Annotated in this window: 23 protein-coding genes; all 23 read left to right on the top strand. The window is 44.9% G+C overall.

Going from position 1 to position 23,443, the window contains the following annotated elements; translation table 11 throughout:
- Positions 1-36 precede the first annotated feature (36 nt).
- The 23 genes from cheB (at position 37) to infB (ending at position 23,443) form a co-directional block, all read left to right on the top strand.
- Positions 37-1,059, top strand: coding sequence for a chemotaxis-specific protein-glutamate methyltransferase CheB (cheB, locus tag H9Q76_RS07315; RefSeq protein WP_242995487.1), 1,023 nt, complete (start codon positions 37-39; stop codon positions 1,057-1,059).
- Positions 1,050-3,137, top strand: a complete 2,088-nt coding sequence (locus H9Q76_RS07310) for a chemotaxis protein CheA (protein ID WP_021985387.1) — start codon at positions 1,050-1,052, stop codon at positions 3,135-3,137. The genes cheB and H9Q76_RS07310 overlap by 10 nt, the downstream gene beginning before the upstream one ends.
- Before the next feature lie 15 nt (positions 3,138-3,152).
- On the top strand, positions 3,153-3,608 hold the full coding sequence (locus H9Q76_RS07305) for a chemotaxis protein CheW (RefSeq protein WP_021985388.1): 456 nt from the start codon (positions 3,153-3,155) through the stop codon (positions 3,606-3,608).
- A 15-nt stretch (positions 3,609-3,623) separates the two neighbouring features.
- Positions 3,624-4,247, top strand: a complete 624-nt coding sequence (locus tag H9Q76_RS07300) for a chemotaxis protein CheC (RefSeq protein ID WP_021985389.1) — start codon at positions 3,624-3,626, stop codon at positions 4,245-4,247.
- Positions 4,240-4,725: a chemotaxis protein CheD gene (locus H9Q76_RS07295; protein ID WP_021985390.1), complete on the top strand. Its 486-nt coding sequence runs from the start codon at positions 4,240-4,242 to the stop codon at positions 4,723-4,725. Before H9Q76_RS07300 ends, H9Q76_RS07295 begins: the two co-directional genes overlap by 8 nt.
- Positions 4,726-4,741: 16 nt before the next feature.
- Positions 4,742-5,008, top strand: coding sequence for a hypothetical protein (locus H9Q76_RS07290; RefSeq protein WP_021985391.1), 267 nt, complete (start codon positions 4,742-4,744; stop codon positions 5,006-5,008).
- Between the two features lie 25 nt (positions 5,009-5,033).
- Positions 5,034-5,798: a FliA/WhiG family RNA polymerase sigma factor gene (locus tag H9Q76_RS07285; protein WP_117781246.1), complete on the top strand. Its 765-nt coding sequence runs from the start codon at positions 5,034-5,036 to the stop codon at positions 5,796-5,798.
- Positions 5,799-5,808: 10 nt separating this feature from the next.
- Positions 5,809-7,413 carry a DUF342 domain-containing protein gene (locus H9Q76_RS07280; protein WP_021985393.1) on the top strand — a complete coding sequence of 535 codons (1,605 nt, stop codon included), beginning with the start codon at positions 5,809-5,811 and terminating at the stop codon, positions 7,411-7,413.
- A 27-nt stretch (positions 7,414-7,440) separates the two neighbouring features.
- Positions 7,441-7,746, top strand: a complete 306-nt coding sequence (locus H9Q76_RS07275) for a hypothetical protein (RefSeq protein WP_021985394.1) — start codon at positions 7,441-7,443, stop codon at positions 7,744-7,746.
- Positions 7,747-7,762: 16 nt separating this feature from the next.
- On the top strand, positions 7,763-8,485 hold the full coding sequence (locus tag H9Q76_RS07270) for a DUF6115 domain-containing protein (RefSeq protein WP_021985395.1): 723 nt from the start codon (positions 7,763-7,765) through the stop codon (positions 8,483-8,485).
- A complete protein-coding gene (locus tag H9Q76_RS07265; protein WP_021985396.1) occupies positions 8,485-9,030 on the top strand; it encodes an endolytic transglycosylase MltG in 546 nt (181 codons plus the stop codon). The genes H9Q76_RS07270 and H9Q76_RS07265 overlap by 1 nt, the downstream gene beginning before the upstream one ends.
- Before the next feature lie 202 nt (positions 9,031-9,232).
- A complete protein-coding gene (rpsB, locus tag H9Q76_RS07260; protein ID WP_021985397.1) occupies positions 9,233-9,973 on the top strand; it encodes a 30S ribosomal protein S2 in 741 nt (246 codons plus the stop codon).
- A gap of 27 nt (positions 9,974-10,000) precedes the next feature.
- Entirely contained in the window at positions 10,001-10,939 is a 939-nt protein-coding gene (gene tsf / locus H9Q76_RS07255) for a translation elongation factor Ts (RefSeq protein WP_118373327.1), read from the top strand.
- A 78-nt stretch (positions 10,940-11,017) separates the two neighbouring features.
- Positions 11,018-11,668, top strand: a complete 651-nt coding sequence (locus tag H9Q76_RS07250; RefSeq protein ID WP_021985399.1) for an HAD family hydrolase — start codon at positions 11,018-11,020, stop codon at positions 11,666-11,668.
- A gap of 121 nt (positions 11,669-11,789) precedes the next feature.
- Entirely contained in the window at positions 11,790-13,550 is a 1,761-nt protein-coding gene (locus tag H9Q76_RS07245; protein ID WP_118544952.1) for an ABC transporter ATP-binding protein, read from the top strand.
- Positions 13,550-15,394, top strand: coding sequence for an ABC transporter ATP-binding protein (locus H9Q76_RS07240; RefSeq protein ID WP_177980872.1), 1,845 nt, complete (start codon positions 13,550-13,552; stop codon positions 15,392-15,394). Before H9Q76_RS07245 ends, H9Q76_RS07240 begins: the two co-directional genes overlap by 1 nt.
- A 70-nt stretch (positions 15,395-15,464) precedes the next feature.
- Positions 15,465-17,045, top strand: a complete 1,581-nt coding sequence (locus H9Q76_RS07235; protein ID WP_249320879.1) for a collagen-binding domain-containing protein — start codon at positions 15,465-15,467, stop codon at positions 17,043-17,045.
- Positions 17,046-17,087: 42 nt separating this feature from the next.
- Complete coding sequence (locus H9Q76_RS07230) at positions 17,088-18,674, top strand: family 10 glycosylhydrolase (RefSeq protein WP_227572765.1); 1,587 nt, start codon at positions 17,088-17,090, stop codon at positions 18,672-18,674.
- Positions 18,675-18,797: 123 nt separating this feature from the next.
- The gene (locus H9Q76_RS07225) at positions 18,798-19,262 is read left to right on the top strand and encodes a ribosome maturation factor RimP (RefSeq protein WP_021985404.1); all 465 of its coding nucleotides are present in this window, start codon (positions 18,798-18,800) and stop codon (positions 19,260-19,262) included.
- Positions 19,263-19,279: 17 nt separating this feature from the next.
- Positions 19,280-20,440 carry a transcription termination factor NusA gene (nusA, locus tag H9Q76_RS07220; RefSeq protein WP_021985405.1) on the top strand — a complete coding sequence of 387 codons (1,161 nt, stop codon included), beginning with the start codon at positions 19,280-19,282 and terminating at the stop codon, positions 20,438-20,440.
- Between the two features lie 50 nt (positions 20,441-20,490).
- On the top strand, positions 20,491-20,703 hold the full coding sequence (gene rnpM, locus H9Q76_RS07215; protein WP_242995490.1) for an RNase P modulator RnpM: 213 nt from the start codon (positions 20,491-20,493) through the stop codon (positions 20,701-20,703).
- Positions 20,704-21,012, top strand: coding sequence for a L7Ae/L30e/S12e/Gadd45 family ribosomal protein (locus H9Q76_RS07210; protein ID WP_227572767.1), 309 nt, complete (start codon positions 20,704-20,706; stop codon positions 21,010-21,012). It begins immediately after the preceding gene.
- 22 nt (positions 21,013-21,034) lie between these two features.
- Positions 21,035-23,443, top strand: coding sequence for a translation initiation factor IF-2 (gene infB, locus H9Q76_RS07205; protein ID WP_021985407.1), 2,409 nt, complete (start codon positions 21,035-21,037; stop codon positions 23,441-23,443).

Genomic DNA, 23,443 nt, shown 5'->3' with positions numbered 1-23,443 from the left:
TTACTAATAGATGACTCTGCACTCATGAGAAGAGTCATGTCTGATATAATAAACCATATTGATGGATTTACAGTTGCATATCTTGCGGCGGATGGAGAGGAAGGTTATGCATATCTGTCGAAGCAGAACGATATTGACGTTGTTATGACGGATATCGATATGCCAAAGATGGATGGTCTGACCTTGATCAAAAAGTCGAAGGAAGCAGGTGTTGTTGCTCCATTTATTGTATTCAGTGCAAGAGAGGATTCCTATGCAGTCTTTACAGCACTGGATCTGGGCGCGATTGAGTTTATCCGGAAACCGGAACATATCTTTCAAAAGGATGTGCAGAGGTATGCTGAGAAGATCAAAAAAGCACTCTGTATGGCAGTGGAGGTAAAGGAACGCACTCTGCATAAGGCGGAGGCTGCTTGTACCATGGAGCCGGAAAAACCTGTAATCATCAAAAAAAAGCATAGACAGAAAAACGGAAAAAAACTGGTGGCACTTGTGTGTTCCACTGGTGGACCACGGGCACTGCAGTCTGTGATACCAAAGCTTCCGAAAAATCTTGCTGCACCGGTTGTTTTAGTACAGCATATGCCAGAGGGATTTACGAAGACACTTGCGATGCGATTAAACGAGCAGAGCGCGGTATCTGTGAAGGAGGCTGCAGAGGGCGATGTATTAAAGAATGGTCATGTCTACATTGCCAAGGGTGGAACCCATCTGGCACTGCATGAAACAGCGAAGGGCTGTGAAGTGTTTTTCGATGAGACACCGCCAATCGGGGGCTTGAAACCGTGTGGAAATGTCATGCTTTCAAGTTTAAGTCATGTATCATATGACGAGATCATATGTGTCATTTTAACCGGAATGGGTGCAGATGGAACGAAGGGCACACAGGAACTTGCAAAGCACAAGCCGGTCTATGTGATCGCGCAGGATGAGGCAAGTAGTACCGTATATGGAATGCCGAAGGCAATCCGTGATGCCGGACTTTGTGACTGTGTGTGTGATCTGCAGCAGATTGCGGAAGAGATAACAAAGAAAGTAGGGGTGCAAGAATGGATTTAAGTCAATATCTGGAGATTTTTATTGATGAATCAAAAGAACATTTACAGACACTCAATGATCAGGTGCTGATATTGGAGTCAGAGCCGGAGAACGTTGATACGGTAAATGAGATTTTCAGAGCTGCCCATTCATTAAAGGGAATGGCAGGAACGATGGGATATAAGCGTATGCAGCGCTTGACACATGATATGGAGAATGTGTTCTCTGAGATCCGGAACGGAAAGATGAACGTCAATGCGGATCTGGTTGATATCGTATTCAAATGTCTGGATGCATTAGAGGGATATCTGACCAACATCATTGAAACCTCGGATGAAGGTACGGAGGACAATGATGAGCTGATTGCACAGTTAAATGCTGTTTTGCAGAATGGTCTGGCAGGAAGTGGTGAAGCACAGGCGGCAGCGACAAAAGAAGAGACCAAAGAGGAGAAAAAGCCAGAGGGCGGTGACCGTAGAAAATATCTGTCTATCCCATTGGCTGATTTCGAGAAGAATGCAATCAGTGAGGCGAAGGCACAGGGCATGCATGTATATGCCACAACGGTATATATTCAGGAAACCTGTCTGCTGAAGGCTGCACGTGCATTCCTTGTATTTAAGGGGTTGGAGAACAAGGGCGAGATTATCAAATCCGTACCAAGTGTACAGGATATCGAGGATGAAAAGTTTGACCTTGATTTTTCCATGTTTATCATCTCTGACAAATCGTTGGAGGAAGTAAAGAAAGCAATCGAGAATGTCTCTGAGATCGAGGAGGCAGTAATTGAGGAATATGAACTGAAGGAAGAAGAACCAGCGCAGACAGAGGCAAAGGAAGAAGAAAAAAAGCCAGAGGAGACAGTTGCCAAGGCGGCTGCACCTGAAAAGAAGGAAGAGAAGAAGCCAGCTGGCAAGTCTGGAAAGCCGGTTGTCAATCGTTCGGTGCGTGTCGATATCGAGAAGCTGGATGATCTGATGAATCAGGTGTCCGAGCTTATTATTGCGAAGAATGGACTTGTCTCTGTGACAGGAACCCTTTCCTCCCAGGATCAGTCTTTCAACGAACAGATTGAATACTTAGAGCGTATCACAACGAATCTGCATGAATCGGTTATGAAGGTTCGAATGGTTCCAATCGAGAGCGTAGTGAACCGGTTCCCACGTATGATCCGTGATCTCTCCAAGAAGCTCAACAAGGAGATGGAGTTGATCATGACTGGTGAGGATACCGAACTTGACCGTACGGTTATCGATGAGATTGGTGATCCATTGATGCATATGCTTCGAAATGCCGCCGATCATGGACTGGAGTCCACGATTGACCGTCTGAAGTTAGGAAAGCCACAGGTTGGTACGATTCGTCTGGATGCTTACCAGGATGGAAATAATGTTACCATTGAGGTCAGCGATGATGGTGCGGGCATCGATGTAGAAAAGATCAAGCGCAAGGCACTGGAGAAGGGACAGATCACAGAGGAACAGGCAGAATATATGACAGAAAAAGATGCAATTGATCTGTTGTTTATGCCTGCTTTCTCAACCGCAGAGAAGATCTCCGATGTATCCGGCCGAGGCGTTGGTCTGGATGTTGTAAAGAACAAGATTGAGGGACTTGGCGGTGATGTCGAGGTTGTATCAAAGCTTGGTGAGGGAACAACCTTTATTGTAAGACTGCCTCTGACACTTGCAATCATTCAGGCATTGATGGTAGAGGTATCCGGCGAGAAGTATGCACTCCCATTAAATTCTATTGTGACGGTTGAGGAGATTTTGCCGGAGGATATCCGTTATGTACATACAAAAGAGGTTATCAACCTGCGTGGTTCGGTAATCCCACTTGTACGTCTGAACGAGGTTCTGGATATTGATCCGATTGAAAAGGACGAGGATGCCATCGAGGATGAGGGCGAGATCGTTGTAATTGTAAAGAAGGGTGACAAACAGGCGGGTCTTGTGATCGACAAGCTGCTCGGTCAGCAGGAGATCGTTATCAAGTCACTTGGAAAATACATTCATGTGCCAAAGATGATCAGTGGTGCAACGATTCTTGGAAATGGTGAAGTTGCTTTGATTATTGATTCAAACACATTGGTGTAAGGGAGGTGCACATACATGGATGGAAATGCAGTAGCGAATAGCGCAAAGCAGTATATTATTTTAAAATTTGACAATGAACAGTACGGAATTGATATTACCTATATTGATAATATTGTCCGTCTGCAGAAGATTACAAGAGTTCCGCATGCACAGCCGTACTTCCTTGGCATCATCAATCTGCGTGGTGAGGTTGTTCCGGTTATGAGCCTCAGACGGAAATTTGAATTGCCGGATAAGGAAAATACGAATGCGTCCCGTATCCTGATCCTCAAGGTAGAGGGAAATGCAAAAATAGGTATTTTAGTGGATGAGGTGCGTGAGGTAGTTACCCTGACGGATGACGATATTGAGCAGATTGCAACAGAGAGTGGAGATACACGTACATATCTGACTGGTGTAGGAAAGTATAACGAATCCCTGATCTCACTTTTAAATATTGGTGCGCTGATTGCAGATATTGACAACGAATAAGAAAAGGTGTATGCCATGGAAAAACATACCGAACAGTTATCGGAGCAGGTAAAAGATGCCTTGACAGAGCTTGGAAATATTGGAGCGGGAAATGCGACGACATCACTTTCTGTACTGTTGTCTTCTAAACTCAGCATGAGTGCTCCAACGGTAAAATTATATGATTTTAACGAACTTGAGAATGCACTTGGCGGACCGGAGACATCTGTTGTCGGCGTATTAAGCCGGCTACATGGTTCGTTCAATGCGATGATCTTGTTTGTGCTTGGATTAGACGATGCCAGACATTTGTCCGAGGTGTTGCTTGGACAGACACAGGACTGGCACAGCGAGATGGGAATGTCTGCGATTGGAGAAATCGCGAACATCCTGATCGGTTCGTACGTTGCATCGTTAGAGAACCTGTCCGGGATGGAGCTAAGGTACTCCCAGCCGCAGATCTGTATTGATATGGCAGGCGCGATTCTGAGTGTACCATGTATCGAATATGGCATGGTAAGTGACAAGGCACTGCTGATCAATTCTGGATTTAAAGCAGGCAATCAGGAGATTGATGGATACATCATGTTGATCTCAGAGATGCATTCCTTCGATCAGTTGCTTTTGAAGCTTGGAATTGGAGGTGCAGGCGTTGAATGATGTTATCCGGGTTGGGATAGCAGATATGAACACTTGCATGGCGGGGGATACGATTACAACCATTGGACTTGGGTCCTGTGTAGGGATTGTATTATATGAGCGTACGAAAAATATTGCAGGATTGGTTCACATTATGCTTCCTGACAGTACAAAGATCAGACAGAACCAGAATAAATTAAAATTCGCAGATACCGGAATACAGGCACTGGTGGAGGAACTGGAAAAACAGGGACTCAGCCGGAAGAATATGATTGCCAAGATTGCCGGTGGCGCGAAGATGTTCCAGTTTTCTTCTGATACCGCAATGGGGAATATCGGAGAGAAAAACGTGGAAGCCGTGCGGGAAGTCCTGAAGCAGTATGGAATCAAAATCGTGTCGGAGGATGTTGGATTAAATTATGGACGTACCATTGTATTTGATCCGGTAACCAAAGATTTGACCGTAGTGACTGCCGGAAAGCAGACACACATTATATAGGTTGGAGACGATATAGTTGGAGACGAAAGACAAATATAAAAATGCAAGAGCGTTTATTGTTTTGTTGGCGGCACTTATTACATGGCTGCTCAATATGAAATATGAACGGAGTCTTGTACGCTCTCTGATCATATTGCTGATCGTGATCATCGTATTTTACGTGATTGCGACGATTGCACTAAAGCTGATCGATAAGATCCGCAATATGGAAGAGGTAAAAGAAGTGGATATGGAGGAGGCACCGCCGGAGGAAGAAGGTACGGATGCGCAAAACCACGTATAACGGAAAATAAGGGGTGTTGCTGTACATGGCAATCTTGGATAAAAAAGAACGATTATGGATCGAATATAGTCATTCCAAATCCACAGCCGTTCGGGAAGAACTGATAATGGAATATGTTTCTCTGGTGAAGCTGGTTGCAGGAAGACTTGCCATCTACCTTGGGGCAAACGTGGAATACGATGATCTGGTAAGCTATGGAATATTCGGACTGATTGACGCCATCGATAAATTCGATTATGGAAAAGGCATTAAGTTCGAGACGTATGCAAGCCTTCGTATCCGTGGCTCAATTCTTGACCAGATCCGGAAGATGGACTGGATTCCACGTTCGGTTCGCCAGAAACAAAAATCAATCACGGAGGCGTCCAAGAAGCTCGAAGCATTGAAAGGACCGAATTATTCTGACGCAGATATGGCAAAAGAGCTAGGAATCTCGGAGGAAGAATATGATACATGGATGCAGCAGACGAATGTGACAAACATTTCGTCGCTGGATGATTTTATGGAGCAGGGGAATGACGTGAAGGCACCTGCTTATCACGGTACGGGTGTAAATCCGGAGAACCGGATTTTGAAAGAGGAATTGAAGACACAGTTGACCGAAGCACTTTCGATGCTGACTGAAAAAGAGAAAACTGTGGTACTTTTATATTATTATGAAGATCTTACCTTGAAGGAGATCAGCCGGGTGATGGAAGTGTCCGAATCCCGCATTTCACAGTTACATTCCAAGGCGCTGACGAAGATGCGCCGATGTATGAACGATAATTTTGCACTGATGATGGGTTGAGGAAATGCCTATGAAATATAAAAACTCTTTTTTTAAAATCCGCATCAAAGAGGACGGAACTTATCTGGACGTGTTTCCGCCGAAGGAAGATGGAAAACGATTGGATATCCGCGAGGTCGTTTCTTTTTTAGAACAGAAAGGATTTGCAGGATTTTCGATTGATGCACTGCGTAAAACACTGGATCTGCTGCAGGAGAAACCTCTGCAGATCAAGATCAGTGATACTTGTGCAAAGGCGTTTGATGAGAGTGCAACGATTATCACTGGAAAAGATAACATGATTGCATATATCCGTTTTTATCCGCCGTCAACAGGCGGAAAACTGATGACAGGGCGGGAAATCCGCGCGGAATTAGAACGGGAGAAAATTCTGTACGGGATATTGGAACCGGTCATGGAGAAGCTGAAGACGACGCGTACTTATTGTACGAATATCCCGATCGCGAAGGGCATGGCACCGATGCCGGCGAAAGATACGGTGATTGAATATTTCTTCAACACAAAACCGCTTGCAAAACCGAAAGTATTAGAAGATGGAAGCGTGGATTTCCATGCACTGAATCTTTTTTCAGCGGTAAATGAGGGCGATAAACTTGCGAAGCTGACACCACATGATCCGGGTAAACCAGGAATGAATATCTATGGAAAAACAATTCCGCAGAATCGACCGAAGATCCGGAAATTAAAATATGGACGGAATATTACATTGTCCGAGGATGGTACCTTGCTCACAAGCAACGTCAATGGAAATGTCACGCTGGCGGAAGGCACGGTGTTTGTGTCAGATACCTATAAGGTCGCTGCGGATGTTGATGCATCAACCGGGGATATTGAGTACGAAGGAAATGTAATGGTACCAGGTACGGTGCGAACCGGATTTACGATTCGTGCAAAGGGTGATATCGAGATTAACGGCGTTGTGGAAGGGGCAACCCTGATTGCCGGTGGTAACATTGTGATCAAACGAGGCGTACAGGGCATGGGCAAAGGCAAGCTATGTGCCGGAGGCGATATCTGTGCACAGTTCTTTGAAAGTGCCAATGTATTTGCAGATGGTGATGTGCTTGCAGGTTCTATCCTGCACAGTCATATCCAGTCAGGTGGAAAGGTTGTTATTCACGGCAGAAAAGGCTTTATTGTGGGCGGTGAACTGATCTGCGAGACGTATGTGGAAGCAAACAGTATTGGCAACCGTATGGAGACACAGACGATAGTCAAGGTTGGTGTCAAACCGGAGTTGTATGAACAGACAAAAGCATTGGTCCCACAGGTCATGGATCTGAAGACAGCCATAGAGGAGACAACCTCGTATCTGAATGTCTATAAAGAAAAGTTAAAACGAGGAATCAAGCTGACACCGGAGAACGTAAAGCAGATTAAGACGTATACAGAACGTGCCGAGGAGATGAAAGCAGAATATCAGCAGAAAAATGATACCCTGCAGGAGCTGCGTATCCAGTTGACGATGGGGAAAAAAGGCAGCGTCAAAGTGCTTGGAAATGCGTATCGCGGCGTTATGATTTATATATCCAACCAGTCCTATGCTGTGAAGGATGTGGATAAGCATAGCTGGTATAAAATTGCAGATGGCGTTGTAAAACCGACACCGTTTTAAAAAACGGCTGAAAAAGGAGGAATAGCAATGATTTCACCATTAGTTGCAACACAGGCATCGACACCGATTGCTTCTATTCAGCAGAATGCGGATGCACAGAGTATCCTGCATAGTCAGAATGCATTGCATGAGACGCAGGAGCAGGAACGCGAAGTGCGGGAAACGGTCGTGCAGAAGGAAGAAGCGGCATATTACGAGCAAAGTCCGGATGCAAAGGAAGAGGGAAAAAATAAATATCAAAATCTCTATTCCGGTAAAAAGAAGAAAACAAAAACGGAGGATACGGAAACACATACCGGTATCAACCGCGTAAATATTGATTTAAAAATATGAGATGAGGTAAGAGAAAATGTCAACAACAGTCATTGTTTTAATTGTAATCGGTTTAATCTTTATATTTGTCAGTTTTGCTCTTTCAGAAAAACTTTCTGAGGAAAAAGAGGAAAGCGCAGGGGTAGTGAAGATTCCAAAGGAACTGACACAGGAGCAGAAAGAGAAGATTGATACCCTGATCCGCGATTACATGGATCAACAGGTGGACGGGAAGCTTGCAGATATTGAGACACGTCTGGCAGAGATCGTAAACCAGAAGACGCTTGCACTTGGCGATTATGCAGTGTCTGTCAACGAGGAGATCGACCGCAATCACAAGGAGGTTGTTTTCCTGTATGATATGCTTTCCGACAAGCAGAAGGAGATCATGACTACGGTCAATATGATTGATGAATATAAGAAAGAAATCGCTTTGATGGTGCAGGAACAGGCGGCACAGAACATTGTCAGGGACAGCCAGAATGTACAGACGCCGGTTGCAGAACCAGAGACACAGGAACCGGTACAGCCAGAGGAACAGCCGGAAACGGATGCTGATCTGGACGATGCAATCCGGGATTTAGAGGAGACACCACTTCCAGAGGAAGCAAGAGAAGAACTGGAGAATGTCGACAATAAGGATATGATTTTAGAGATGCACAAGGCGGGACTCAGTATTCTGGAAATCGCAAAGCATCTGGGACTTGGTGTTGGTGAAGTAAAACTGGTAGTAGACTTATATCAAGGAGAGGCAAAGTAATGAAGAGAAAATATTTTGTACGCGGACTTGGCGTTGGTATTTTGTTTGGTGCATTGATTATGTTTGCTGCATATATGACTTCGGGTAAGAATCGCATGAGTGATGAAGATGTAATCAAACGGGCACAGGAGCTTGGCATGGTGAAACAATCGGAGTATGTTTTGGAGTCGGATGTCACATCGCAGGAGACAACGACGGAGGAAATCACGACGGAAGCTACGACCGAGAAGGCGACAACGGAAGCACCAACGACAACTGAGAAGGCAACGACAGAAAAAACAACAACGGAGAAAGCAACCACTGAGGCTTCAACTACAGAAAAGGCGGATACGTCAACGCAGACAACGGTTACAATCTCTAGTGGTATGAGTTCGGAGGCAATCGCTTCGGCACTTGCAAATGCCGGTCTGGTCGATGATGCGTCCAAGTTCAACAGCTTTCTTGTCGCAAACGGATACGATATGAAGCTTGAAACCGGTAATTTTTCTCTTGAAACCGGTATGTCTTATGAGGAGATTGCCAAGATATTGACAACAAAACAGTAAAATCATGGAAATTACCATAGAAAATAAAAAAAGTGCTTGTATGCACTTTTTTTTTATGTTATAATCGGCTTCGTGTGAAAAAACATGTGAGTGAATCGGTGAAAAGGGTGCCATATAACGCGATGGTTTTTCACTAGACAGCTTGACACACGGCTGTAAGAAGCTCACAGAAGAAAATATTTTATAACCCAGGAGGTAAGTTATGAGCGTTATTTCTATGAAACAGTTACTCGAGGCAGGTGTTCACTTTGGACATCAGACAAGAAGATGGAACCCTAAGATGGCTGAGTATATCTATACTGAGCGTAACGGTATCTACATTATCGATCTTCAGAAGTCTGTTGGCAAGGTAGACGAGGCTTACAAGGCAGTTCTTGACTGCGCAGCAAACGGCGGAAAGATTCTTTTCGTTGGTACAAAGAAGCAGGCACAGGATTCTATCAAGGCTGAGGCTGAGAGATGTGGTATGTACTATGTTAACCAGAGATGGTTAGGTGGTATGCTTACAAACTTCGAGACAATCAAGACAAGAATTGCAAAGCTTGAGAAGTACGAAGCAATGGAGCAGGATGGTACATTTGATGTATTACCTAAGAAGGAAGTTATCGAGATCAAGAAGGAGATGGAGAAGCTTCAGAAGAACCTTGGCGGTATCAAGGATATGAAGGACATTCCTGACATGATCTTTATCGTAGATCCTCGCAAAGAGAGAAACTGCGTACATGAGGCACACACACTTGGTATTCCACTTGTTGGTATCGCAGATACAAACTGTGATCCGGAAGAGCTGGATTATGTAATTCCAGGTAACGATGATGCTATCAGAGCTGTAAAACTGATCGTTTCTAAGATGGCAGATGCTGTTATCGAGGCAAACCAGGGTGCAGATGTTGAGTCAGCTGAGGAGGCTGAATCAGCAGAGGCAGACGCAGCAGAAGAGTAAGAAGTATCGGTTTAGGAGGACAAGAAAATGGCAGCTATTACAGCTAGTATGGTAAAAGAGTTAAGAGAGATGTCTGGCGCTGGTATGATGGATTGTAAGAAGGCTCTTACAGAGACTGACGGCGATTTTGACAAGGCAGTAGAGTTCCTTCGTGAGAAAGGACTTGCAACTGCTGTAAAGAAGGCAGGAAGAATCGCTGCAGAGGGTATCGTTATGACAACTGTTGTTGATGGCGGTAAGAAGGCAGCTATGGTTGAAGTAAATGCCGAGACAGACTTCGTTGCTAAGAATGAAGTATTCCAGACATATGTTAAGGAAGTTGTTGATCAGATCGTTTCTACAGACGTTCAGGATGTAGAGGCACTTAAGAATGAGAAGTGGGCACTGGATCCTTCTATGACAGTTGCTGAGAAGCATGCTGCTATGGTTGCTAAGATCGGTGAGAACATGAACATCCGTCGTTTTGCCAAGATCAGCACAGACGGACATATCGTTTCTTATATTCATGCAGGCGGAAAGATCGGTGTATTGGTTGAGGCTGATACAGATGCATCCGGTGAGGCTATTGACGAGTGCATGAAGAATATCGCTATGCAGGTTGCAGCTATGAATCCAAAGTATGTTTCTACAGATGAAGTATCTGAGGAGTACAAGGCTCACGAGCTTGAGATTCTTGTTGCACAGGCAAAGAATGATCCTAAGAATGCAAACAAGCCTGATAATATCATTGAGAAGATGGTTCAGGGACGTCTGAACAAGGAACTCAAGGAAGTTTGTCTGCTTGAGCAGGAGTATGTAAAGGCTGAGAACAAGGAAAGCGTTGCCCAGTACGTTGCAAACGTAGCAAAGGCGAATGGATGCAAGCTTGCAATCAAGAAGTTTGTTCGTTTTGAGACAGGTGAAGGTCTCGAGAAGAAGAACGAGGATTTCGCAGCAGAAGTAGCAGCTCAGATGGCTGGAAACTAAGCAATAAAAAAGATTAATAGAACGCCTGATATACCGCTTTGGCATGTCAGGCGTTTTTGTATTATGGAGATGAAGAATATGAAGAAATACAAGATGCTTATTTTTGACATGGATGGAACGATTCTGTATACGTTGGAGGATTTGAAGAATACAACCAATTATGCGCTTAGCGAGCATGGATTTCCGGAGCGGACATTGGAAGAGGTGCGTCAGTTCGTCGGAAATGGAATCCATAAGCTGATTGAACGTGCGGTTCCAGCCGGAACTTCAGATGCAGACATCGAAGCCGTGTTCACAACATTTGAAATCTATTATAAAGATCATTGCATGGATACGACAAGACCATACGATGGGATCAATGATCTGCTTACAAAGCTTCGTGCACAGGGCTATATGACAGCAGTTGTATCGAATAAAGTGGACTTTGCCGTGCAGGATCTGGTGAAGGATTTCTTTGTCGGACAGTTTGATGTTGCAATCGGTGAACGCGAAGGTGTGCGTAAGAAACCGGCACCGGATTCCGTATATGAGGTATTGAAGGAGTTTGATCTTAAAAAAGATGAGGTAATCTATATCGGCGATTCGGATGTGGATTATGCGACTGCAAAAAATGCTGGTGTAGATTGCATCTTAGTGGAATGGGGTTTCCGTGACCGGGCATTTCTGGAGTCGCTTGGTGCAACTGTCTTTGCGAAGAAGCCAGAGGATATTCTGGATATAGTCGAATAATGTGTGGAATATGTGAAAAGATTATGAATTGTTAGCACTTGGTATTGCTGAGTGCTAATTCGAGTGCTATAATGGCTTATGTTCATTAAAAGTTTTTACAGAAAATGGAAAGGAGCATGGAATGTTACGTATTTTTAAGAATTTCCGAAAACAGGAAGTAGTATTGGCTCTTTTCAGTGTGGTATTTGTAGTGGCACAGGTCTGGCTCGAATTAAAGCTGCCGGATTATATGCGGGAAATTACATCACTGATTACGACACAGGATAGTGCGATGCACGATATCCTGATTGCAGGTGGAAAAATGTTACTTTGTGCGTTTGGCAGTTTATTGGTAACGGTACTGGTAGCTGTCTGTGCATCACGGATTGCTTCGAATTTCAGTGCAATCGTACGTGGAAAGTTATTTGACAAGGTACAGTCTTTTTCAATGGAAGAGATCGGACGGTTTTCAACAGCGAGTCTGATCACGCGTTCTACAAACGATGTGACTCAGGTGCAGATGTTGATTGTAATGGGGCTGTCCATCATGTTGCGGGCACCAATCATGGCGGTGATGGCTATCTTGAAGATTGTTGATAAGAGTTGGCAGTGGACACTCTCCACGGGCGTTGCGGTTGTTGTATTATTGATTGTCGTTATTATCTGCGTCAGCTTATGTATGCCGAAGTTCAAACGCTTACAGAGTCTGACGGATGATATCAATCAAGTAACACGTGAGAATCTGACAGGCTTGAACGTTGTTCGCGCCTATAATGCGGAAGCATATCAGGAGGAGAAGTTTGAGAAGGTCAACAAGGATCTGACAGATACCCATTGGTTTACATCAAAGACTATGGCATTTATGATGCCGACGATTATGATGATCATGAATGGCCTTTCGCTTGCAATATATTGGATTGGCGCGGTTTTGATCAACGATGCACAGGATATGCAGGAAAAATTCACATTATTCTCGGATATGGTTGTATTTTCCTCGTATGCAATGCAGGTTGTCATGTCGTTCATGATGCTGGTTATGATATTTATTATGCTGCCGCGGGCATCGGTTGCAGCGAAGCGTATTTTGGAAGTATTAGATACTGAACCATCCATTGAGGATGGAACGAGAGATACGTTCCCGGTTATGAAAGATGGGGAAGTGGAATTCAAGGATGTCAGCTTCAAATATCCGGACGCAGAGGAATATGTATTAGAGCATATTTCTTTCTCTGCGAAGAAGGGCGAGACAATCGCGTTTATCGGTGCAACCGGATGTGGCAAGAGTACTGCTATCAATCTGATTCCGCGGTTTTATGATGCAACAGAGGGTGAGGTATTCGTCGATGGCGTGAATGTCAAGGAATATACGCAGGAAGCACTGCATAACAAAATTGGATATGTCAGCCAGAAAGCAATCTTGTTCTCCGGAACAATCGCTGACAATGTGGCATATGGCGAAAACGGAAAAGCACCTGCTACACAGGACGACATTGCGATGGCGGTAAAAGTAGCGCAGGCAAGTGAATTTGTTGAGAAGAAGGATCAGGGCTATGACGGGTATGTGGCTCAGGGTGGCTCAAACTTCTCAGGTGGGCAGAAACAGCGTCTGTCGATTGCGCGTGCGATTGCCAGACAGCCGGAGATCCTGATCTTCGATGATTCGTTCTCGGCACTTGACTATAAGACAGATAGAATCCTTCGGGAAGCACTGCGCAAGGAATGTAAGGATGCGACGAAGATCATCGTTGCACAGCGAATCGGTACAATCCGTGATGCGGATAAGATCATCGTGTTAGACGATGGACAGATCGCAGGTATGGGAACGCATGACGAACTTATGAAGAACTGCGAAGTGTACCAGGAAATCGCATATTCTCAGTTATCAAAGGAGGAGCTTGCATAATGGAAAAAGATAATTATGAAGTAGGTCAGAATAATCGTGCTCCAAAGGTTCCTCGTCACGGTCCGGGCAGAGGCATGCGCCCCGGCGAAAAAGCAAAGAACTTCAAAGGTACATGGGCAAAGCTCCTTACGAACTGTAAGAAATACTGGGGTGCCATGATATTCGCGATTATCTGTGCAGGTATTGGAACCGTATTAACATTGATCGGACCGGATAAATTATCCAAGATGACCGATCTTATCACCGAGGGTGTAATGACCGGGATTGATATGGACGGAATCAAACGGATTGGAATCACGCTGATCTGCTTCTATGGATGCAGTGCGTTGTTATCTCTGGTCCAGAACCTGATTATGGGGTATGTAACACAGCAGGTATCAAAGGGACTCCGGAGCAACATCTCAAGGAAGATCAACCGCTTGCCGATGTGGTTTTACAATCAGACATCAACAGGGGATGTATTATCCCGTGTAACAAACGATGTTGATACAATTGCACAATCCTTTAATCAGAGCATGGGAAATCTTGTGACAGCGGTTACGCTGCTTCTTGGTTCTCTCATTATGATGATAAAGACAAATATCATAATGACGGTTGCAGCGATACTTTCAACGCTGCTAGGCTTTGTATTCATGGCTCTGATCATGAGCAAATCCCAGAAATATTTTGCGAGACAACAGATGCATCTGGGGGAAATCAATGGACATGTTGAGGAGATCTATGCCGGACACACAGTTGTGAAGGCGTATAATGGCGAGAAAAAATCAAAGGAAAAGTTCGATAAGATGAATGAAAATCTGCGTGACAGTGCCTTTAAGGCGCAGTGTCTCTCCGGACTTATGATGCCACTCATGACATTCATCGGTAACCTTGGCTATGTGGCGGTCTGTATTGTCGGTGCGCTTCTTGTAATGAATGATAAAATATCATTTGGTGTGATTATTGCGTTTATGATGTATGTACGTTACTTTACACAGCCACTCAGTCAGATCGCACAGGCGATGCAGGCACTGCAGTCTGCGGCTGCTGCCGGTGAACGTGTATTTGAGTTTACCGACGCAGAAGAGATGGAAGATGAGAGCACTAAGACGAAAAAGCTGAACGATGTGAAGGGTGAGGTATCCTTTGAGCATGTCAAGTTTGGCTATAAAGACAGCGATAAGGTTGTCATCCATGATTTTTCAGCTGTAGCAAAACCGGGACAGAAGGTTGCAATTGTCGGACCGACCGGTGCCGGTAAGACAACGATGGTGAATCTTTTAATGCGGTTCCATGAAATCTTAGATGGCGATATAAAAATCGATGGTGTATCCATCAAGGATATGACGCGGGAAGAAGTACACGACCAGTTCTGTATGGTATTACAGGATACATGGCTTTTTGAAGGAACGGTTCGTGAGAATCTCGTATACAGCCAGGAGAATGTACCGGAAGAAAAGATCGAGCAGGCGTGCAAGGCGGTTGGTCTGCACCGCTTTATCCGCAGTCTGCCGAAGGGCTATGACACGGTGTTGAATGATCAGGTTAACCTGTCACAGGGACAGAAGCAGCAGCTAACCATCGCCCGTGCGATGATTGCAGACCGCCCGATGCTGATATTAGATGAGGCGACAAGCTCTGTCGATACGAGAACCGAGCTTATCATCCAGAGAGCCATGGACGAACTGATGAAGGGAAGAACTTCGTTTGTAATCGCACACCGGCTTTCTACAATCAAGAATGCTGATCTGATCCTTGTATTGAAAGATGGCGATATCATCGAGAGCGGTACGCATGAGGAGCTGCTTGCGAAGAAGGGCTTCTATGCGGATCTCTACAACAGCCAGTTCGAGCAGGCGTCATAAAAATAAATTTGGAATCAGGACAAGCGCTCCCTGCATACATTTATGTGAATGTATGCAGGGAGCATTTTTTATGAGAAAGAAAACGACAAGGAGAATCCGACAGTCCATTGTAGCAGGTGTGGTCGGAGTGGCATGTATTTTCGGTTGTGAAAATCTGGAGGTCGCTTTTGCGGAGACAGCGACTGTGACAGATGCGACAGCAGAGGATGCAACGGCAGGAGAGAACGGTGATGATACAGACATCGAGTCTGCGGAAACGATGTTTGTCGGAGATACCGGTGTACAGGCAGATGCGACGGGAACTGATGCAACGGAGATGGAGGCGTATGATGAAATCAGTGGCGTGTCTGTCTTAAATGCGAACACGCAAAAAACACAGGTCAGCAATAAAAAATATGAGGACGAATATCATATTGATTATATCCTGTCGCATTACAGCTATTTCGTACAAAACGATCTGGAGGGCGATTATGTAGCAGATACCGTCGGTGCGATCATGGTAGGAAATAAATTGAACCTGAAAAATACAGTGGGAAAGGTGAAAGCAGCGGCGTCCTATGCGCGATACCTGATCGATCTTGCCGATTATCATGCCGGTTCGTGGAATGATACAACGGGGATTGATACGAATTTTTACTATACAGAAAGCCATATGTCGTACAAAGACTGGCTGACAAACCGTATGGTGAAAGTGGCAGATGATTATATCAATATGGACGAAGCGTTTGGTGTTATTAAACAGGAATCGCAGGCGTTGGAGAAGGCTGGGCAGGCAGGCTATATGGAACAGGGAGACCTGATCATTGACTTTGCAGATTCTAAGACGATCACCGTCAGCGGGACAGATTTCTCAAATGCAAAGCGTGTGATTCTGAAAAATGTAACTGCGGAAGACATTTTCTCAAATGCCTATACAATCTCCATTTCCGGAGACGGGGATTATGCATTGGATACTGGTAAGATTGAAATTGGTGGAACTCCATTGAACAACAATTACTTCTTCAATCTGGCGAAAAACAGACCGGAAGGTGCACAGGGCGGTCAGTATTACAGTGGTGGCTTTGGACTCGTCTGGAACTTCCCGGATGCCAAGAATATTACAGCAAGTTTTCTGACTGGTCATATCATTGCGCCATCTGGAAATGTGTCACTGATCGGCGGCAATCATGAAGGGCAGGTAATCGCACAGAATGTAAATGCGAGTTCGGAATCACATTTTTATCCATACAATGTGGCAACAACCGAGACGACAACCACGGAAGCTACAACCACAGAGACAACGACGACAGAGACAACAACGACAGAGACAACAACGACTGAGAGTACGACAACAGAAATAACAACGACTGAGAGCACGACCACAGAAAGTACAACAACTGAAGTGACAACGACGGAAAGCACGACCACAGAAAATGGAACAACAACTGAGATAGCTACAACGACCGAAACTGCAACGACCCGAGCAACCTTAGTCGTGAACCCAAAGGCAAGCTCGACTTCCACACAGGTGCAGACACCGGTAGTTGTAGCAAGTGATGATACGGTGAAAACTGGAGATTCTATGGCGCTTGGTATCGTGATTACACTGCTGGTAGCGTCAGGTGGAGGACTGCTGTTATTTACAGCACTTCATGAACATAAAAAGAAATAATCTGCATATAAGTAGTTATAAGAGATAACGGATGCGTAAAATATGCAGATTATAAGACGATATCTGGCAGGAATCATCGTGGTAGTCTGTCTGCTTTCTTCTTTATTTTCGATGCAGAGCAGGCAGGTTGCTGTTTATCTGCCTATGCAGGTAAATACGGAGATGGAAAAGCGTGCGTGCTGGATTTCCTATATCGATATGGAATCGGAATTATCCGATAAAAGCGAGGCGGCTTTCCGGGCGAAGGTGCATGCCATGTATGATACCGTGAAAAGATATGGCTTAAATACGGTGATCGTACATGCGCGGGCAATGGGAGATGCCTTTTATCCATCGGACTATTTTCCGTATTCCGAATATATGTCCAAAACCCGGACATATCCAGGCTATGATCCGTATGAGATCATGGTAGCTGTGGCACATGAGGAGGGACTTCGTTTTGAGGCGTGGATCAATCCGTATCGGCTGTCGCTGGGGAAAGAAACGACGGCAAGCTTTGAACATACACCGTTCTATGCGAAATACCAGTCTATGATACTTGAATATCAGGGGCAAAATGGTACATGTCTGGTGTTGAATCCGCAAAGTGCGGAGGCACAGCAGTTAGTCGTAAATCAGGTGGCAGAGATCTTAGAACGCTATCCAGTGGATGGTATTCATTTTGATGATTATTTCTTTGTTGACGGCATGCAGGATACGCTGCCACAGGAAGAAAAAATGCAGGCGGTAAATGCACTTGTCCAGAAAGTATACCAGACGGTCAAACAGAAACGTCCAGACTGTGAGTTCGGAATCAGTCCGGCAGGAAATCCGGATTATGCACGAAGTCAGGGGGCAGATATTGATACGTGGCTTTCACAGGAAGGATATGTGGATTATGTGATGCCGCAGATTTACTGGACGGATCGCTATGTGACAGATGGAAAAGAAGTTCCGATGTTTTCGAACCGGTGCGAGGTATGGCAGACGCTGCATACGAACCCGGAGATTAAGCTGTATGCCGGGCTTGCACTCTACCGGGTGGGGGAAACTTCAGATACCGATCTGGACTGGGCGCTTCGCGAGGATAATCTGGCAACACAATGTGCGCATATCTATGGCATGGGATATGATGGATTTGCGTTGTTCCGATATGCTTATCTGAAGGAGAATGGTACACAGGTGGAACTTCAGAATCTATATAGCTATCTCAAAAAACAGGCGGGTATTCTGACTTCTGAAGTGGATGCTGGTATTGTATATACGGTTCATATGCAGACTTTTGGCTGGCAGGAAGCAAAAATGGACGGCATTGTGGCAGGATATACAAAGCAGGAAAAATCCGTTGAAGCGGTGCGCATCCAGCTTGGCGCATATGTCCCGAAAGGAAATGTCCGGTATGCGGTTGAGACGGCACAGGGACAAAGTGCATGGCGGAAGGACGGCGAACAGGCGGGCAGTGTTGGACAGAAGGAACCGCTGCTTGGAATCCGGATCAATCTCACAGGCGGAATCTCAGATTCCTATGATATTTTGTACCGCGTTTATGTGTCGGCACAGGGCTGGACGGACTGGGGAAAAAATGGCACGTATACTGGAGGCGGTACGATACAGGCATTGCAGGTAAAACTTGTAAAAAAGGCGGAATAGGTACTTGCAAAACAATAAAAACATGTTATAATATATAAGACTTGAATACAGATGACGCAGAGTGGGTTGTAAAAACCCACTCTTTGTTTTTGAAAAGGCAAAAAAGTCAGAAAGGTGGCAGACGTGAAAAAACAGGAAATTGAACAACACTGCACAGAACTTGTGACTCCGATTATCGAAGAGCATGGGTTTGAGCTAGTGGATGTAGAGTACGTAAAGGAAGGCTCTGATTATTATCTGCGTGTGTATGCGGATAAGGAAGGCGGCATCAATATTGATGACTGTGTTCTGATCAGCCGGAGCTTGGAGGAAAAACTGGATGCTGCGGACCGGATGACAGACCCGTATATTTTGGAAGTAAGCTCACCGGGACTTACAAGACCGCTCAAGAAGGACAAGGATTTTAAACGGAATCTTGGCAAAAAGGTAGAGGTAAAACTTTACCGTGCGGTGGATGGCAGTAAGGAATTCGAGGCAATCCTGACAGGATACACTGATACGACGATCACATTGCAGCTCGATCCGGCGGAAGAACCAAAAGAATTTTCAAGAAACGATATTTCTATGATAAGATTGGCATTTGAGTAGAAGAGGAGGATAAAAAAATGTCAGAGATTATTGATGCTTTAAATCAATTAGAGCGCGAAAAAAGTGTCAGCAAGGAACTGGTGATGGAGGCGATTGAAAAATCACTGGTTGCAGCATGTGAGAAAGATTATGGAAAGAATGTACTTGTGGAAGCACATATGGACCGTGAGACTGGTGCGATCACAGTTGTACGCAAGAAGGAAGTTGTAGAGGAAGTCGAGAATGATGAGAATCAGATTTCCCTGACAGAAGCAAAAGCAATGGATGACAAGTACGAGATCGGTGATTTCGTAGAGTATCCACTGGAGTCTATGGACTTTGGACGTATGGCAGCACAGAAGGCAAGAAGCATTATCATCCAGAACATCAAAGAGGGTGAGCGTGATGCGATCTACGAGCGTTTTGCCTGCAAGGAGCATGACATTGTAAACGGTGTGGTACAGCGTTTCGTAGACAATACGATCTATATCAGCCTCGATGAGAAGACAGAGACCAGACTCAAGGAAAATGAGCAGGTAAAATCAGAGCATTACAAGGTTGGCGACCATATTAAGCTGTATGTGGTTGAAGTGAAAAAACCGGAGAAGAAAGAAAACAAGCGTAAGGACGGAAAGGATAAGAAGAACAATACAGGTATTAACATCCACGTATCCCGTACCCATCCAGAGCTTGTAAAGCGTTTGTTTGAAAATGAGATTGAAGAGATCCAGAATGGTGTTGTAGAGATCATGGGTATCTCTAGAGATGCAGGTTCCCGTTCGAAGCTTGCAGTTCGTTCGTTAGATCCAAACGTAGATCCAGTTGGTGCCTGCGTAGGTATGGCAGGTGCGAGAGTCAATACAATCGTCGATGATTTAAAGGGCGAGAAGATCGATGTTATCGCATGGGATGAAGATCCAGAGGTTTATATCAAGAATGCATTAAGCCCATCCGATGTAATCTGGGTACAGGCGTACACAGAAGAGCAGGACGGAAAGCAGAAGAAGTGTGCAAGAGTTGTTGTACCAGACGATCAGCTTTCCCTTGCAATTGGTAAGGAAGGACAGAACGCAAGTCTGGCTGCAAAGCTGACAGGCTATAAGATTGATATCAAGAGTGAGTCACAGGCACGTGATCTGGGTATGATTATAGATGATTATGACGACGATTACGCCGATGACTATGAAGATGAGGAGTAGATAACTTGGCAAAGCAGATACCACTTCGACAGTGTGTAGGCTGTCGGGAGATGAAACCAAAGACAGAGCTTGTCAGAGTCATTAAGACGCCGGAAGATGAGATATGTCTGGACAAGACCGGAAGAAAAAATGGACGTGGTGCTTACATCTGTCTGAATCAGGCGTGCTTGGAGAAAGCAAAGAAAACAAAAGCACTGGAGCGTTCGTTGAAGACGGAAATTCCGGAAGAAATCTACCAGACCATCGCAGAGGAGATGATATAGTTGGCACAAAATCAGAATCGTGCATTGTCTATGCTTTCGATTGCTGCAAAAGCAGGAAAAGTACAGAGCGGCGGATTCCTGACCGAGAAAGCGATTCAGGAGGGCGTTGCATATTTCGTGATCATCGCAGAGGATGCATCGGGCAATACGCAGAAGAAATTCATGGATAAATGCAAGTATTACGAGATTCCGTATACGATTGCGTTTGACAGCACGACGCTCGGCAGACAGATCGGAAAACAGGAGCGGACGGTACTTGCAGTGACAGATGCAGGTCTGGCAAAACAGATTTCTGACAAGTTGGATTAGTTTAAGATTGGAGGTGTAACCCATGAGAGTACACGAGTTTGCAAAACAGTTGACAGCAGAACTTGGAAAAGAAGTAAAAAGCAGTCAGATTATTGATATATTGAGCGGTAAAAAAGAAGGGTTAAAAGCACAGAGCAGCATTGATGATGCAATGATGAAATTTGTGCGGGAGTCTTTGGGCGGAAACAAGCCGGTTGAGGCAAAGAAAGAAGAGCCGAAGAAGGCAGGGCCAAAGAAGGAAGAAGGAAAAAAGGAAGCACCAAAGCAGGAGAACAAGAAGGTGCAGCCAAAGCCAAACAACAATTCCAATTCCGGTAATCAGAATAACCAGAATAAGAAGAACAATAACAATAATAACAACCAGAACCGCAACAACAATCAGGGTAAAAATAATAACAATAACGGAAACAATCAGGGCAGAAATAATAACAATAAGCAGAACAATAATGGAAATAATCAGGGCAAGAATAATAACAACAAGCCTGCAAATGGCAATAACCAGAATGGAGCCAAGCAGGAGAGCCGTGGTACAAATTTCCGGAACGCGGTAAGCAACAACCGTAACACAAGAAATAACAACAATAATAACAACCGGTTTAACAACAATAATAACCGGAACAATAATAACAACAAGAATCATCAGCCAGCACCCAAGAAGCAGGAGCCGGTAGAACCAGTGATCAAGACAATCAAGCTGCCAGAGGTACTGACTGTCGGCGAGCTTGCAAGTAAGATCAAGGTGCCAGTGGCACAGTTGATCAAGAAGATGTTTATGGCAGGTAAGATGTACAATGTAAACTCTGACCTTCCATTTGATGAGGCAGCTGACATTGCACTTGAATACAACTTCATTGCAGAGGAAGAGGAAAAGGTTGATGTGATCGAAGAACTTCTCCGTGAGGAGGAAGAGGACGAGGCAGATATGACTTCCAGACCACCAGTTGTCTGCGTTATGGGACACGTTGATCATGGTAAGACATCCCTGCTCGATGCAATCCGTAATTCTGATGTAACAGCTGGTGAGGCTGGTGGTATTACACAGCATATTGGTGCGTCTGTAGTATCTATCAATGGTCAGAAGATTACATTCCTGGATACACCGGGACATGAGGCATTTACAGCGATGCGTATGCGTGGTGCACAGTCAACAGATATTGCAATCCTTGTAGTTGCAGCCGATGATGGTGTTATGCCACAGACCGTAGAGGCAATCAACCATGCGAAAGCAGCTGGCATCGAGATCATTGTTGCAATCAATAAAATTGATAAGGAAAGTGCGAATATCGACCGTGTAAAGCAGGAGTTGATGGAATACGAGCTCGTACCAGAGGACTGGGGCGGTTCGACAATCTTCTGTCCGGTATCTGCACATACAAAGGAAGGTATTGATAACCTTCTGGAGATGATCATCCTGACCGCTGAGATCCTGGAGCTCAAGGCAAACAAGAACCGGAAGGCACGTGGTATTGTCATCGAGGCACAGCTTGATAAGGGACGTGGTTCTGTTGCAACCATTCTGGTACAGAAGGGTACTTTGCATGTGGGCGACTGTCTGGCAATCGGTGATGTGCATGGTAAGGTGCGTGCGATGTTCGACGATAAGGGGCGCAAGGTGAAGGAGGCGACTCCATCTATGCCAGTTGAGGTACTTGGCTTAAATGGCGTTCCAAATTCTGGAGAGATTGTAATTGCCACAGAAAATGAGAAGGAAGCGCGTACGATTTCCGAGGCATTTATCAACCGTGGCAAGGAAAAACTGATTGCAGATACAAAGCAGCGTATGTCTCTCGATGACCTTTATAACCGGATTCAGGAAGGTAATGTAAAGGATCTGAACCTTATCATCAAGGCAGATGTACAGGGTTCTGTAGAGGCGGTTAAGCAGAGCTTGCTTAAGCTTTCCAACGAGGAAGTGGCAGTTAAATGTATCCACTCCGGTGTTGGTGCAATCAATGAGAGTGATGTAATTCTTGCTTCTGCAAGTAATGCGATCATCATTGGATTTAATATTCGTCCGGACAATCAGGCGAAGGAAGTTGCAGAGCGTGAGAAGGTTGATATCCGTCTGTATCGTGTCATTTACAATGCGATTGAGGATATCGAAAGTGCGATGAAGGGTATGCTTGATCCAATCTTCGAGGAGAAGGTCATCGGTCATGCAGAGGTTCGTCAGACTTACAAGGCTTCTGGTGTTGGTACAATCGCTGGTTCATATGTATTAGATGGTACGATCCAGAGAAACTGCAAAGTTCGTATCAGCCGGGAAGGTGAGCAGATCTTCGAGGGTGAGCTTGCATCTCTGAAGCGTTTCAAGGACGACGTAAAGGAAGTTAAGACAGGATTTGAATGTGGTCTTGTTATGGATGGATTCAATGATATCAAGGAAGGCGATATCATTGAGGCATATATTATGGTTGAGGTACCAAGATAG

Source organism: Wujia chipingensis (assembly GCF_014337155.1).
GTDB classification, from domain to species: domain Bacteria; phylum Bacillota; class Clostridia; order Lachnospirales; family Lachnospiraceae; genus Coprococcus_C; species Coprococcus_C hominis.
This window is presented reverse-complemented; position numbering and strand designations above follow the sequence as displayed.